We start from the raw sequence: 14375 nt of genomic DNA, 5'->3' as shown, positions 1-14375 counted from the left end.
CCATGAGGAGCATGGGATTGCTGTCGACGGCACTTCTCGGCGCCACCGCGATCGCAGCCGCGATCGTCCTGGTGGTGTCGATGCCGGACATCCAGCGCTATCTGCGAATGCGAAAGATGTAAAGCGCTGTGCGCGTGCTGATTGCAGGTGTCGGAAACATATTTCTCGAAGACGACGGATTCGGCCCCGAAGTTGTTCGGGCGCTGCAGCATGAGAATCTCCCATCGGGAGCTCACCTGGTCGACTACGGGATTCGGGGCGTGCATCTGGCGTACGACTTGTTGGAGTCGTGGGACGCCCTGGTCCTGATCGATGCCTTACCGGCGACCGGAGTCCCGGGCAAGCTCGCGATCATCGAAGTGGACCCCGAAAGTGAAGGCCCGCAAGGAGGTTTCGACGCGCACTCGATGCATCCGAGTTCGGTGTTTGCCAGCCTGCAGGCCCTCGGCGGAACACTCCCGCGGACGTTCGTGGTGGGGGCACATGCGAAATCGATCGGCGACGGAATCGGATTGAGTGCGGAGATGCGTGATTCGGTAGGGCAAGCCGCTTCTGCGGTGCTGGCACTCGTCCGGTCCATCGACGTGGACTGTGATGCCACCACACTGGGGCCGGAGGTGTGAGTCATGTGTCTGGGGATTCCGGGACGGGTACGCGAACTACTGGACGGATACGGCGGTCAACTCGCTCTCGTCGACGTGGAGGGGGCACCACGCAAGGTCAACATCGGAATGCTCGACGAAGGCACCGTCACGGCAGGTGACTGGGTGGTGATCCACATGGGCTTTGCAGTCGAGAAGGTCGACGAGCAGGGAGCTCGCCATGCTCGGGCCGGCCTCGAACTGATGGGCCGTGGTGGCCACGACGGTGAGGTAGTCGACTCCGATACTGGTAACGGCGAGGTCGGGACATGAAGATCGCCTGCCGTGTCATCGTTCGTGGCGTAGTCCAGGGGGTGGGCTTCCGGCCGTTCGTCCATGCGACCGCCACCGAACTGGGACTGTCGGGTTCGGTGGGAAATTCTGCTCTCGGTGTCGTGATCGACGTCGAAGGCGACGGAGAGACAATCGATGCATTTGTCGCTCGGGTGCGAAACCGCCCCCCACCGCTGGCACGGGTGGAGTCGGTAGAGCGCGAGGACTCGCGGCCGGTTGGTCGTGAGGGGTTTCGCATAGTCGAGACGGATGCGGGGTCGGTCGGGCGAACCTTGGCGCCGGCGGATGTCGGGATCTGCGACGACTGCCTCCGGGAACTGACTGATCCGAGCGATCGGCGATATCGTCATCCATTCATCACCTGCACCAACTGCGGTCCGCGATTCACGATCATCGAATCGCTGCCCTACGACCGGGCCGCTACGACGATGAAGCGATTCCCGTTGTGCTCGAACTGTGCGGCGGAGTACGTGGATCCCGCCGACCGCCGGTTTCATGCGCAACCGATTGCCTGCCCGCAGTGCGGTCCAACGCTATCGTTCGTGGAAGGGGACGCGCCCGCCGTGACCGGTGAGGGTGCACTGCTACGAGCCCGATCCCTACTGCGAGACGGGAAGATTCTTGCTGTCAAGGGAATCGGAGGATTTCACCTGGCTTGTGATGCCCGCGACGACCGCGCGGTTCACGAGTTGCGTGAACGCAAGCATCGAGCAAGCAAGCCGTTGGCGGTGATGGTGCGCGATGTGCCAGAAGCCGGAGAGTTGGGTGTGGTCGGTGATGCCGAGGCTGATGCCATGTCCTCGCGCGAGCGCCCGATTGTGCTGGTTGCCAAAGCGTCTGGATACGCGCTTTCCCCCTTGATTGCCCCCGGCATTCCGGATATCGGAATCATGCTGGCCTACAACCCGATTCAGCATCTTCTTCTGGGTTTGGCCGGAGAAGAGGCGGGCCCAGCGGTGTTGGTCATGACATCGGCGAACATCGGCGGTGAGCCGATTCTGTACTCCGACAACGATCTCGAACGATTGGGTGACCTGGCCGACGGGGTATTGACCCACAACCGTCCGATCTTGATGCCGTGTGACGACTCGGTGACGCGAATAGTCGGCAGTGGAAGACAGTTGCTTCGTCGCTCGCGCGGATATGCTCCGCTGCCCGTCACCGCGCCGTTCGACGTACCGCCTACCTTGGCGGTCGGGGCCGACCTGAAGAACACCTTCTGTCTTGCCGAGGACGGATATGTGTGGCCGAGTCAGCACATCGGAGACATGGGCGACCTCGCTGTCATCGACAGTTTTGCTGCGTCGGAGAGTCACTTCGAATCGATCACGGGGGTGGTGCCGCACCAGATCGCCTGTGACGAGCATCCTCGGTATCGCTCGTCCTCGTGGGCTCGCAGTCGTAGTGGTGACCGACCGGTGCGCATCGTCGGGCATCACCACGCACATGTGGCTTCCGTGATGGGGGAGAACGGCCGGGACGGGAGCGAACCAGTTCTCGGAATAGCGTTCGACGGCACCGGCTACGGGGCGGACGGCGCAGTGTGGGGAGGGGAACTACTGCTGGCGACGTACAAGGGTTATCGCCGTCTCGCGCATCTGGGATACGTACTGCTGCCCGGTGGCGATGCCGGAGTGGAACGGCCGTACCGAATGGCGCTCGCCCACCTGTGGCATGCCGGGTTGGACTGGGAATCCGACCTCGCGCCCGTGGCAGCCTGTCCGCCCCGAGAGCAGTCGGTCCTACTTCACCAGATGGAAACCGGTTTCGGGTGTGTGGACACCTCGAGCATGGGGCGGTTGTTCGACGCAGTCTCCTCGCTGACCGGGGTCCGTCAGAGGGTCGACTACGAAGCGCAGGCTGCCATCGAGTTGGAGGGGGTGTCGAGGGGAGTCGACAGCGCCGGTTCGCGGTACACCTTCGATTGGACGCAGTCGGACGACGATTCGTGGACAGCAGATCCGCGGTCGGTCATTCGGGCTGTTGTCCGCGATCTCCGGGAGAAGTTGCCCGCTGAAGTGATCGGCGCCCGTTTCCACGAATCCGTAGCGCACCTGGTGCTCGAGTGGGCAATTCGTGGCCGGGAACTGGCGGGAGTGGACGAGGTAGTACTCACCGGAGGTGTCTTTCAGAACCCGCTACTGCTCGTTCGGGCGTGTGCTCTGCTCTCAGACGCTGGATTCACGCCGTTGACAGGACTGGAGTTGCCGCCGAACGACGGCGGTCTCGCCTACGGCCAAGTGCTGGTGGGGAGTTCGTCATGAGGTCAGGAGTTGTGTCATGTGCCTAGCCGTACCGGGACGTATCGAGTCCCTGGAGGAACGCGACGGAACGACGATGTCGGTGGTGAACTTCGGTGGCGTCCGAAAAGAAGTGTGCCTCGAGTACATTCCGGGCGCCCAAGTCGGCGAGTACGTCGTGGTGCACGTCGGATTTGCCATCCAGCGACTCGACGAGGAATCCGCTCGCAGCACGCTGGCGGAATTCGAGCACCTCGGCGTACTGGAAGAGGAATTCGGTGACGGGTTCGAAAGGGCTGCCCGGGCCGCGGGGATCGAACCGAAGGAGACGGAATCATGAAATATCTGGACGAGTTCTCCGATCCGGAACTGGCCGGCAAACTGCTGGATCAGATCCGTGCGCTGGCCACACGGCGATGGGCGATCATGGAAGTGTGTGGTGGTCAGACACATTCGATCATCAGACACGGCATCGATCAATTACTTCCCCAACAGATCGAGATGATCCACGGACCCGGATGCCCGGTCTGTGTCACCCCGCTCGAGATCATCGACAAAGCTCTCGAAATCGCGGCAAGACCCGATGTCATTTTCTGCTCCTTCGGGGACATGTTGCGAGTTCCGGGGAGTTCGTCGGATCTGTTCCGCATCAAGAGCGCCGGCGGTGACGTGCGGGTGGTGTACTCACCGTTGGATGCACTGACTATTGCCAAGGAGAATCCGGGCCGGCAAGTGGTGTTCTTCGGGATCGGATTCGAGACCACCGCGCCGGCCAACGCCATGACCGTCTATCAGGCCAATCGCCTGGGTATCGAGAACTTCTCGCTACTCGTCTCGCACGTTCTGGTCCCGCCGGCGATGGCCGCGATCATGGATTCGCCAGAGTGCCGCGTGCAGGCATTTCTGGCGGCCGGGCATGTATGCAGTGTGATGGGAACGTCGGAGTACCCGGCGCTGGCCGAGAAGTACAAGGTCCCGATCGTCGTCACCGGATTCGAGCCGCTGGATCTGCTGGAGGGCATCAGAAAGACGGTGCTGCAGTTGGAATCGGGTCGATACGAGGTCGAAAATGCTTACGCCCGTGCCGTCACCGCGCAGGGCAACACCGCAGCGAAAGCGATGCTCGAGGATGTGTTCGCCGTGTCGGACCGGACGTGGCGCGGCATCGGATCGATCCCGGACAGCGGTTGGCAGCTGGCACCGAAGTATGCGTATTTTGATGCCGAAGAGCGTTTTTCGGTGACCGATATCCATACCGACGAGTCGAGCGTCTGCCGTTCCGGAGAAGTGTTGCAAGGTTTGATCAAGCCACACGAGTGCAGTGCCTTCGGGAAGGAATGCACTCCACGGAATCCGCTCGGTGCCACGATGGTGTCGTCCGAGGGGGCGTGCGCCGCGTACTACCTGTACCGGCGCCTGGAACTTCAGGAGGCGGGTCATGCCGGCTGAGGAGACCGCTGTCGTGGACTTGTCGGCGTGGGTCTGCCCACTGCCGCTGCGTGATTCGCCGAACATCGTCATGGGGCACGGTGGTGGAGGAGCGATGTCCGCCGAGCTCATCGAGCACCTGTTCCTGCCCTCGTTCGGAAGCGCTGCCGATGCAGAACTCGGTGACTCGGCCGTATTCGACGTCGGCGGGGTGCGGCTCGCGTTCTCGACCGACTCGTATGTCGTCAAACCCATGGTGTTTCCCGGCGGAACGATCGGCGATCTCGCTGTCAACGGAACGGTGAACGACCTGGCGATGGCGGGAGCGCAGCCATTGGTGATGTCGACGGCATTCATCCTGGAAGAAGGAACGGCGCTGACCGACATCGCGGGAATCGCGAAGGCGCTCGGTGAGGCCGCGCACGTTGCCGGCGTTCGGCTGGTGACGGGTGATACCAAGGTCGTCGATGCCGGTCACGGCGACGGAGTCTTCATCAATACCGCAGGAATCGGGATTGTCGCAGACGGGGTGGACATCAGCCCCACTCGCGCACAAGTGGGTGACGTCGTGATCGTCAGCGGCGACATCGGCGTTCACGGCGTGGCCGTGATGAGTTGTCGCGAAGGTCTCGAATTCGGGACCGAAGTGCGCAGTGATTGTGCGGCCCTGAACGGCGTGGTGGCCGACATGATTGCCACCGGCGTCGACATCCACGTCCTGCGCGACCCTACGCGGGGCGGAGTCGCCGCGACCCTCAACGAGATCGCTCAGGCGTCGAACATCGGGGTTGCGCTGGTGGAGCGAGATCTGCCGATTCCCGCTGACGTGCGCGACGCCTGTGGGCTACTCGGCTTGGATCCGTTGTACGTCGCAAACGAGGGCAAGTTGATCGCTTTCGTTCCACGCGAAGATGCCGCCCTGGTTCTGGAAGCGATGCACGGCAATCCACTGAGTGTGGGAGCCGCCGTGATCGGGGAGTGCGTGGCCGAACATCGCACAATGGTGGTGGCGCGTACGGCATTGGGAGGCAATCGGGTAGTGGATTTGCCGGCAGGTGAACAACTTCCTCGGATCTGCTGATGACTGCCGTCGGTATGAACGGGCCGGCATTGTTTGCCCGCTACGCGTATCCGCCGAACGAGTTGGGTTACTGCGGACCCGACGATCCTTCAGTGCTGCTTCGTCTGGCCAGCGGCAACTCGGGCAGCGGCGACCGTGATCACGCTCGTCAATTCGACGGTGCGTGGCCGTACCTCGAGGCATTGGCTGTAGGAGCGGGCATCGACGACCCCCTGGATTCGCGAGTGATCGAAGCCTATTGGGTGGGAGGTGATCTCCTCGACGCTCTCGATTCGGGGAAGTTGTTACAGCACTTGAGGGGGGCATTCGGTGAACGCGAGAACACCGGGTTCCTCCCCGTCCTCGGGGGTCGGGACCGCGCGCTCGCGCACCACAGTTTTCACGTATTTCTGGTGTATCCGTGGGTCAAGCTTCTTCGGAAGCGCGGTGCGGTCCCACTGTCCGTCCTCCAGAACTGCCGGATCAGATGGGGAGTGGTCGAGGACGTCGGCGAGGAGCATGCATTGGTGGTTTCGTCCCCGCTCGAGTTCGACGGTGAGCAACTCGCACGCGGCCGACCGGCAACGCAGAGAGTGCGGTGGAGGGTCGAGGGCAACGCGCTTGCGGCGATGCCCGTCCCCGGCGCTGTGGTGACGATGCACTGGGATTGGGTGTGCGACAGGATAACGGCAGAGCAATCACGTGCATTGGATGCCGCGGAAGACTCGGGATTGCGGATCGCGAACCGAATGCTGTCGACCGATAGTTGATCGTCAGTTCCCCTCCAGGACGGAGGCTACGGTGAATTGGGGTAGCGCGGTAACGGACAGCGCACTGTGGTTGGCAGAGGCATATGCGATCACGGTAGCGGTTCTCGTCGTCACCGCGCTGCTGCTAGCTCGGTATACCCGCTGGGGCAACCAGTTTCGGCGAATGGCTTGGCCCTACTTCGATCCCCGGCGCACCGTCATTCCGCTGTCGATTCTCGCGTTACTGCTGCTGCTCACGATATTCGGTGTCCGCGTGACGGTGTTGTTCTCGTACTGGTACAAGGATTTCTACGACGCCATTCAGAACCTCGACGAAACCGCTTTCTGGCACTACCTGCGAGTGTTCGCGATATTGGCCGCAGTCCACGTCGCCAGCTCACTCGTCGTCTACCTGGTGGGCCAAACACTCGATATCAATTGGCGCAGTTGGCTCAATGACACATTGACCGACGATTGGCTCGACGGCCGCGCCTACTATCGCGGAAACTTCCTGGAGAACCCCGTCGACAATCCGGACCAACGTATTCAGGCAGACATCACCGCATTCGCGACGTCGTCCCGCACGTTGTCCATGGGCGCCGTCGCCGCAATGGTGTCGATCGTCAGCTTCACCAAGATCCTGTGGGATCTGTCCGGGCCGTTGACTGTTTTCGGTGCCGAGATTCCGCGAGCGATGATCTTTCTCGTCTACATCTACGTGTTGGTGACCACGGCACTCGCATTCTGGATCGGCCGGCCTTTGATCATGCTGAACTTCTTGAACGAGAAACTCGGCGCCACCTTCCGGTACGCGTTGGTTCGACTACGGGAGTACGGCGAAAGCATCGCCTTCTATCGCGGAGAGAACGTCGAACGACGCACGCTCGGACTACGTTTTGCTGCAGTGATCCGCAATATGTGGGCGATCGTCTTCCGGACGCTCAAGTTCAGTGGCTTCAATCTGGCAGTGGATCAGACAGCGGTGGTGTTTCCGTTTCTGGTCCAGGGATCTCGATTGTTCAGCGGGCAGATCACTTTCGGCGACGTGATGCAAACTGCTCAAGCATTCGGCCAGGTGCACAATTCGTTGTCGTTCTTTCGAGAGTCCTATGCCGATTTTGCAAGTTTCCGGGCCACACTGATCCGTTTGACCGGGCTCGCCGATGCCAATCGTCGTGCCCGCGCACTTCCCGTGCTCGACGCGTTCTCCGCTGGCAGTCATTTGGTTGTTCGGGGACTCGACGTGCGCACGCCGGTTGGTGAGGCGTTGATCTCCGAACTCGACATGTCACTGGGGCCCGGCGATGCACTGCTGGTGAAGGGTCCGTCGGGTAGCGGCAAAACCACGCTGCTCCGCAGCATCGCGCAGTTGTGGCCGTACACAAACGGTTCCGTGACCACCCCGGTCGGAGACGTCCTGTTCCTCTCACAACGGCCATACCTACCATTGGGTTCTCTGCGCGCGGGTTTGGTATATCCGGACCAGTTGCCCTCAGGTCAGCCGAACACCGGGCGCTCGAACTTCGACGACCGCAGGCTCCACGACGCGCTCGCCGAGGTGCATCTCGCACATTTGATCGGTCGGCTCGACGAGCCGGCTGATTGGACTCGAATTCTGTCGCCGGGCGAACAACAACGGTTGGCGTTCGCCCGAGTCCTCCTGATCCGACCGCGAACCGCATTTCTCGACGAGGCGACATCCGGAATCGACGAAGGCCTCGAGTACACGCTCTACGACATCCTTCGCCGTGAACTGCCCGACAGCATCATTGTCAGCGTCGGGCATCGCAGCACTCTCGACGTTTTTCACAATCGACAACTCGAACTGCGCGGTGCGGGACACTGGACTCTCGCTGATCACGAAGGCTGAGAAAACTTTCGACGGTCGGATTCTTGCGACAGGATTCGGCCGGGTTACCCGCCGCGCCGCGATCGATCGAAGACACCGACCGTCACGAGGTCGAAGGGTTGCGGAAGTCGTTTGTGCGCTGGAGCACCCAGGCCGCAATCCTGGTGCGCGAGCCGTACCCCAGTTTGTTCAGTATGTGATCGACGTGGCCGTCGACAGTGCGCTGAGAAATGACCAGCTTGTCCGCGATTGCTCGGTTTGTCAGGCCCTGTGCGACGAGTTCGGCCACCTGCTGCTCCCGCGGAGTCAGCACTTCGTCGGCCGCCGATTTCGGTGATCCACCGGGCGGTTGCTCTCTCAGCGCGCGGGCCGCTGCGTCGTCGAGAGTCAGAGCTCGTCCATGATCGAATGCTGTTTGAAACACCCTGTCTCCGAGCCGGTTACGAGCCTCGGTCACGCTGTTTTCGTGGTACGGGACCATGCTCCTGAAGGTGTCCATCGGGCTGCCCGTGGCGGTGAACAGCGTGTCGGCAGCTCCCATCAGTGTGGCTGCCAGCTTTGCGTCCCGGTCGACAAGCGTCCACGCGATTTCCTCGAGGCACCATGCACATCCGAACTGGTTACCCAGCCCTCGCAGCAATCGGAGAGAATCTTCGAGTAGCTCGATACCGCGAGCGTGGTTGCCATGACGCCACAGGGCGGATCCGTAGTCCGACATCGTCATCGACCGCCACAAGATTTCGCCGCGCGATTCGGTGAGGGCCAACTCCTCCTCGTAAATACTTGCAGCCCGGTCGGTTTCGCCGAGTGCGTCGACGACGAAGGCGAACCAGTAGAGCGCGGGTACCAGACGGGCGATGTCGTCGTTTGCCCGGAATGCTGCGACAGCCTGCTCCAGGTACTCGGCGCCGCGCACGAGATCGCCGTCGGCGACCGCGACGAATCCGAGCGTGTACCGCGCCAGTATGCGTCCGTCGTCGTTCCGCTGCATCTCGGCCTGTCGCCGAGCCTCTTCGGCAATGCTTGTCGCCGAAGCGATATCTCGTTGGAGGGCTGCCAGCAGTGCGCCTGTCGCGGCGGCCTCGACTACCGCGTCACCGAGAGTGCCCTCGGTCAGTTCGGGCACCTCGGCCAGGGCGCGACCCAACCAGTAGCGACCTTCGTTGAATCGACCACGTGCAAGCCAGTAATCATGCAGAGCACTTGCGGTACGCAATGTGGCTTCGACCGAGTCGGGTTCGGTCAGACCGAATTCCAACGCGGTGCGCACGTTGGGTAAGTCGCGGTCGATCCGCGTCATCCAGTCGATTTGGTGCGGCCCCGTCCAGTCGACTCCGGCGCGGAAGACGAGTTGCCTGAACCACTCACTGTGCCTGCGCTGCAGCGAGACCCACTCGTCGACTGACACCAGTTCACGCCCGTAGTCGCGAAGAGTCTCGAGTAGGCGGTAGCGGACGTACGAGCCGTTTTGTTCACGGATGAGGATCGACTTGTCGACAAGGGACATCACGAGATCGCCCAAGTCGTCGTTCTGTGCTTCGTCGGCGAGAATTCCTTCGACGGACCCGAGATCGAAGCTACCCGCAAATACGCTCGAGTTCGCCCACAACGACTTCTCCGGCGGCGTACACAGATCGAAGCTCCAGTCGATACTCTGTGCAAGCGTCTGTTGACGCGCTGGAGCGTTCCGGCTGCCCCGCGTCAGCAGTTGGAAGCGGTCGTCGAGTTTTTGCAGGATCTGATCGACCGACATCGCCCTCAGTCGGGCAGCCGCCAACTCGATCGGCAGCGGTAGTCCTTCCAACCGGCGGACGATCTTCTCCACAGCCGCGCTGTTCTCGCTGGTGATGCGGAAGTCCGTCACGGAGGAACGTGCCCGCTGCTCGAACAGCATCATCGCATCACCATCACGGGTGTCGGTTGGCGACGGCGCCTCGTTGGGAAATCGCAGAGGCGGCACCCGTAATACCATCTCGCCGGGAATGTCGAGCGGTTCTCGGCTGGTCGCCAGAAGTGCCAATCGGGCACAGTACCGGAGGAGTTCGGCGGCGGTGTCGGCCACCCAGCCGATGAGGTGTTCGCAATTGTCCAGAACAAGCAGGACACGTTCGTCGACGAGACGGCCGATCAGTACCGATCGCGGTGACCGCGTAGATCGGTCTTGTACTCCGAGTGCGGCAAGAATCGTCTGATCGAGAAGTGCCGGCTCCCGCAGTTCGCTGAAGTCGACGAACCAGACGCCCCCCGGGGAACGCACGGGAGGAATCATCGGCGGCACGGAGCGCCAAGCGGGTTTTGCCGACCCCACCCAGGCCCGTAAGGGTCACGAGCCGGTAGTCCGACAGCAGGCGTCGGACTTCTTTGGCCTCGGACCGGCGACCGACGAAACTGCTCAGTTCGATCGGTAGGTTTCCTCGTTTTGCCGCCATGAGAATCGCGCCGAATTTGTACGTGCTGAGTGGATTGACCCCACACAGTGTACGCGGAATCGCGTGTGTGAAATCTGTCAACGCACCACCGGTGTTCGCCCGTGATTGCCGTTGGGTCGAAGCTTTTCGGTGCATGACGCGGAATAGCGAACACTTTCCACCGACGTAGTTCGCGCCTCATTCGAAAGGGATGAGAGGCGCATTTCATCTTTCTGGCGCACTTACGATTCGGGCATGAAACGTGTGTGGGAAGGTGTGCGGCGCTACGGCAAGACACTGCACTCGGTCGGGTTGTCGTTCGGTCTGGTGTTTTTCGTCCTCTCGATGAGCCCGTCCCTCTTACCGCGCGCGTGGTACCTGCAGGGCGTGGCAACCGGTATTTCCGTCGCCACCGGGTACGGCATCGGTGTGAGCGTGGCGTGGATGATCCGCAAATGCGGAGTCGAACCGAGATGGTCGGACCGGACCAAGCGGATCGGTTGGGCCGTACTCGCCGTACTGGCAGTGATATTGGTGCCTCTTTTTCTGATCTTGGGTTCGTGGTGGCAGCAGATCGTCCGTGATCTGGTCGAGGCGCCTCGCGTGAACCGGGCGAACTATCTTCTGGTGCTGCTGATTTCGCTGGTGGTGTGGTTGATCTTGTTGGAGGTGGGTCGCGGTCTGCGGCATCTCACCAGAGGACTCGCTGCCGTTGCTCTGCGGTTTGTTCCCAAGGAAGCAGCGAAAGTCGCGAGCTTGGTCGTCGTCTTCGCGTTGGCGATCTTCGTCGTCAACGGTGCCCTCTACAACGGGCTCATCGCTTTTGCGAACTGGAGTTTCTCCGGCGCGGACAACGACACGCCCGATGGTATCGACCAGCCTCTGATCGCCGAACGCAGTGGTTCACCCATGTCTGCCGAGGCATGGGATTCGCTGGGCAAGGAGGGTCGCACCTTCATGGGTAGCGGGCCGTCTGCGGTGCAGATTTCCGCGCTGACCGGCCGGGACGCGAAGCAACCCATCCGCGTGTACGCCGGCCGTGAGTCGTCGGATTCCGTCGACGGTGTCGCGCAGCGGGTCGTCAACGAACTCGAGCGCACCGGCGGCTTCGACCGTGCCGTCCTGGCAGTAGTGACCACCACCGGCCGCGGCTGGGTGAACGACGACGTGGCGTCCGCTTTCGAATACGTCCAGGGCGGCGACACCGCCATCGCGGCGATGCAGTACTCGTTCCTTCCCAGCCCTTTGGCATTCATCGCCGATCGCGAAACCCCGATGGCCGCAGGCCGGGCGCTGTTCAACTCTGTCTATGCGAAGTGGATCGATCTGCCGCTCGACAAGCGCCCCAAGCTTGTCGTTTTCGGCGAGAGCCTCGGATCGTACGGGGGACAGGCCGCGTTCGCGGGAGCACAGGACATGGCGACGCGGGTGGATGGGGCGTTGTGGTCGGGGACTCCGAACTTCACCGCTCAATGGCAGGAGATCACCAGCAGTCGTGACTCCGGCTCACGGGAAGCCGTGCCGGTGATCGACGACGGGCAGTCGATTCGTTTCGCTGCCTATCCGGAGGATCTCGAACTGGATGCGCCGTGGAACGACTCACGTGTCGTGTACTGGCAGCACGCCAGCGACCCAATTGTCTGGTGGTCTTTCGACCTGCTTCTGAACAAGCCGGACTGGCTTGCCGAGCCTCTCGGCCGTGATGTCGATCCGGGAATGACGTGGATACCGTTCGTGACATTCTGGCAGGTGACACTCGACATGGTCTTCTCGGCGGACGTTCCGCCAGGTCACGGGCACAACTACGGTGCCGAGGCGGCGGACATGTGGGCGCGGATCCTGCACCCCGACAACTGGTCTCAGTCGGACACCGACGCGATTCGCCGCGCTCTGACGAACGACTTTCAACCCACCAAGTAGTAGTGCGGAGTGCGGACCTCGTGACGGTCTCTCGTCGTTGGACGGGAGTACTCGCTCTAGATCGTTCTATCACTGTTTGTCAGCTATCTAACAAGGAGCGCGATGCATTCATCAAGAACACTCGTAGCTGCGGTGGCGCTGAGCGCGATCACTGTATTTGCCGGGGCTGGGTCCGCGGTTGCCGCGCCGGCGGTCGGATCTGTCGATTTCGGTTCGTCGAGCGGATCCGGATCAGGAACCGGTTCGGCTAGCGGATCCGAATCTGGTTCTGTCGATTTCGGATCCGGCGGACCGGACGTCGAGCATCCGGTGTCGACCTGCTTCTGGTCCGTGCCGATCAATCCCGAGCGCGCGGACCCACAGCTCAACTACGCCTTTCCTGACACTGCGGCGATTTACTGGGCTGCGCAGTTCACAATCCCCGAGAACGCCGAGTTGGTTATCCGAGGGCAGTATGCGCATGCTCGCTATCAGTCGTTGAACTCGTACAACGCGGCAACCGCGATGCCGACCGCCGTCCTCAATGACATTTCGACTGCTCCGGACGCAGGCTCGCGCAATACCTATCTTCCCGGTGCCGATCGATCGAACGAAAGTGCCAGGTCGTACACGGCTTCCGTCCTCAACGAGGCCTCGCCTGCTGAGCCGAAACCCAACACCTTGTATGCCGGTGTGCCAGGTCAGGACCGGATAAGCCTGCTTTATCGCATCTACCTGCCGGACAACGGGCGTGATCTCACCGGCGGCGTTGGACTGCCGGAGCCAGAGCTGCACCTTTCCGGTGGTCAGGTGTTGCGCGGGCAGGATCTGTGTTCAGCGGTCGGTGCGGACAACGGAATCTTGAAGCCGGCTTCGCTGCCGCTGGACACGTACAAGGCATTGCGTGACCAACCGGGCAAGCCTGCGACATTCCCTTCCGAGCAGACACCAGTCTGGCGGGCGTACTACAGCGCCGAGTTCACGCTCGGCTGTACCTATCTCGGCAAATGCGATGGCACACCCCAGCGGGTGGGCGGGCAGTACTCCAACATCGACAACAGCTACGTCACCGCTGAAGTCAACCGTGGGTTCGGCGAAGTTCTAGTACTTCGGGGAGAGTTGCCGAGGACTCCGAAGACGACAGGCGGCGCAAAGAATCTCGACAGCGCAGTCGACATGCGGTTCTGGTCGATGTGCAGCAATGAATCGCTGGCAACGACGAAGGTAGCGACGTGTCTGTTCGACGAGCAGATGGCCACTGATGCGGATGGTCGCTACACGATTGTCGCGTCGCTCCCTGAAGACCGACCCGCAAACGCTACGAAGGAATGTGGGGTGTCATGGCTTTCGCTCTCGCCGGCCGGTGACGGCGCAGGGCACCCCGACGATTCCCTCTTGATCATGCGGAACATGCTGCCGGCCAAGGACTTCAGCCACGCTGCACACGACACCAAGACGCCCGGTGACGAGAAGGCAGTGATGGGAGAGTATCTGCCGGACGGGCAATATACGTCCAAGCTCGCGTTCGAGGGCAGTGGCTGCGCGAAGTAACCCGTCTTTACGCGTGAGGTCACTACTCGAGATTGTGTCTGGTGATCCTCCTCGATGATGTCGGCTGCGCTCTGCTGCGAGCGCAGCCGACACACCGTTGACCAAGTCTTTTCGCGATCTTCGGTGGGGAATCGGGGCCTGCGGTTCAGGCACTCATCCCTTTCGAATGAGGCATCAACTACGCAGGCGCTCGCAGTGTCAGCATTGTCGCGCAGCGGTATCGGCTGTGCTCTGTTGTCCGTCGTGGCGGACAGGG

At 61.7% G+C, this 14375-nt stretch carries 12 protein-coding genes; 11 read left to right on the top strand and 1 reads right to left on the bottom strand.

All coding sequences use genetic code 11. The features are described from left to right. Positions 1-2 precede the first annotated feature (2 nt). Genes PCS43_RS33410 through PCS43_RS02835 form a run of 9 tightly spaced genes read left to right on the top strand, consistent with a single transcriptional unit; the run spans position 3 to position 8282 of the window. Positions 3-122 carry a DUF6893 family small protein gene (locus tag PCS43_RS33410; RefSeq protein ID WP_003942178.1) on the top strand — a complete coding sequence of 40 codons (120 nt, stop codon included), beginning with the start codon at positions 3-5 and terminating at the stop codon, positions 120-122. Positions 123-128: 6 nt separating this feature from the next. Beyond that, complete coding sequence (locus PCS43_RS02870) at positions 129-623, top strand: hydrogenase maturation protease (RefSeq protein ID WP_007735085.1); 495 nt, start codon at positions 129-131, stop codon at positions 621-623. 3 nt (positions 624-626) lie between these two features. Next, a complete protein-coding gene (locus PCS43_RS02865; RefSeq protein WP_007735086.1) occupies positions 627-914 on the top strand; it encodes a HypC/HybG/HupF family hydrogenase formation chaperone in 288 nt (95 codons plus the stop codon). Next, positions 911-3199 carry a carbamoyltransferase HypF gene (gene hypF, locus PCS43_RS02860; RefSeq protein ID WP_209908367.1) on the top strand — a complete coding sequence of 763 codons (2289 nt, stop codon included), beginning with the start codon at positions 911-913 and terminating at the stop codon, positions 3197-3199. The genes PCS43_RS02865 and hypF overlap by 4 nt, the downstream gene beginning before the upstream one ends. 16 nt (positions 3200-3215) lie before the next feature. Then, positions 3216-3515: a HypC/HybG/HupF family hydrogenase formation chaperone gene (locus PCS43_RS02855; RefSeq protein WP_003942168.1), complete on the top strand. Its 300-nt coding sequence runs from the start codon at positions 3216-3218 to the stop codon at positions 3513-3515. Continuing rightward, positions 3512-4624, top strand: a complete 1113-nt coding sequence (hypD, locus tag PCS43_RS02850) for a hydrogenase formation protein HypD (RefSeq protein WP_007735088.1) — start codon at positions 3512-3514, stop codon at positions 4622-4624. Before PCS43_RS02855 ends, hypD begins: the two co-directional genes overlap by 4 nt. Further along, entirely contained in the window at positions 4614-5684 is a 1071-nt protein-coding gene (hypE, locus tag PCS43_RS02845; protein WP_007735089.1) for a hydrogenase expression/formation protein HypE, read from the top strand. Before hypD ends, hypE begins: the two co-directional genes overlap by 11 nt. Further along, positions 5684-6433, top strand: a complete 750-nt coding sequence (locus PCS43_RS02840) for a DUF6390 family protein (protein WP_209908369.1) — start codon at positions 5684-5686, stop codon at positions 6431-6433. The genes hypE and PCS43_RS02840 overlap by 1 nt, the downstream gene beginning before the upstream one ends. 31 nt (positions 6434-6464) lie before the next feature. Then, positions 6465-8282 carry an ABC transporter ATP-binding protein/permease gene (locus PCS43_RS02835; protein ID WP_007735090.1) on the top strand — a complete coding sequence of 606 codons (1818 nt, stop codon included), beginning with the start codon at positions 6465-6467 and terminating at the stop codon, positions 8280-8282. 82 nt (positions 8283-8364) lie between these two features. Here PCS43_RS02835 and PCS43_RS02830 read toward each other — a convergent pair whose 3' ends face one another. After that, the gene (locus PCS43_RS02830) at positions 8365-10518 is read right to left on the bottom strand and encodes an ATP-binding protein (protein WP_257230685.1); all 2154 of its coding nucleotides are present in this window, start codon (positions 10516-10518) and stop codon (positions 8365-8367) included. Between the two features lie 406 nt (positions 10519-10924). Between PCS43_RS02830 and PCS43_RS02825 the strand changes: the two genes are divergently transcribed. After that, complete coding sequence (locus tag PCS43_RS02825) at positions 10925-12589, top strand: alpha/beta hydrolase (RefSeq protein ID WP_209908371.1); 1665 nt, start codon at positions 10925-10927, stop codon at positions 12587-12589. A gap of 102 nt (positions 12590-12691) precedes the next feature. Further along, the gene (locus PCS43_RS02820) at positions 12692-14119 is read left to right on the top strand and encodes a hypothetical protein (protein WP_054827139.1); all 1428 of its coding nucleotides are present in this window, start codon (positions 12692-12694) and stop codon (positions 14117-14119) included. Positions 14120-14375: the final 256 nt, after the last annotated feature.

Origin of the sequence: Rhodococcus sp. C-2 (assembly GCF_027854095.1) — a bacterium.
GTDB lineage: Bacteria > Actinomycetota > Actinomycetes > Mycobacteriales > Mycobacteriaceae > Rhodococcus_F > Rhodococcus_F qingshengii.
The sequence above is the reverse complement of the archived record's forward strand: the minus strand, read 5'-3'. Positions and strand labels throughout refer to the sequence as shown.

Bases quoted from the DNA above. Each gene is read 5' to 3' on its own strand.
- PCS43_RS02840 (WP_209908369.1), top strand. From the start codon at position 5,684: ATGACTGCCGTCGGTATGAACGGGCCGGCATTGTTTGCCCGCTACGCG.
- hypF (WP_209908367.1), top strand. From the start codon at position 911: ATGAAGATCGCCTGCCGTGTCATCGTTCGTGGCGTAGTCCAGGGGGTG.
- PCS43_RS02855 (WP_003942168.1), top strand. From the start codon at position 3,216: ATGTGCCTAGCCGTACCGGGACGTATCGAGTCCCTGGAGGAACGCGAC.
- PCS43_RS02865 (WP_007735086.1), top strand. From the start codon at position 627: ATGTGTCTGGGGATTCCGGGACGGGTACGCGAACTACTGGACGGATAC.
- PCS43_RS33410 (WP_003942178.1), top strand. From the start codon at position 3: ATGAGGAGCATGGGATTGCTGTCGACGGCACTTCTCGGCGCCACCGCG.
- PCS43_RS02825 (WP_209908371.1), top strand. From the start codon at position 10,925: ATGAAACGTGTGTGGGAAGGTGTGCGGCGCTACGGCAAGACACTGCAC.
- PCS43_RS02820 (WP_054827139.1), top strand. From the start codon at position 12,692: ATGCATTCATCAAGAACACTCGTAGCTGCGGTGGCGCTGAGCGCGATC.
- hypE (WP_007735089.1), top strand. From the start codon at position 4,614: ATGCCGGCTGAGGAGACCGCTGTCGTGGACTTGTCGGCGTGGGTCTGC.
- hypD (WP_007735088.1), top strand. From the start codon at position 3,512: ATGAAATATCTGGACGAGTTCTCCGATCCGGAACTGGCCGGCAAACTG.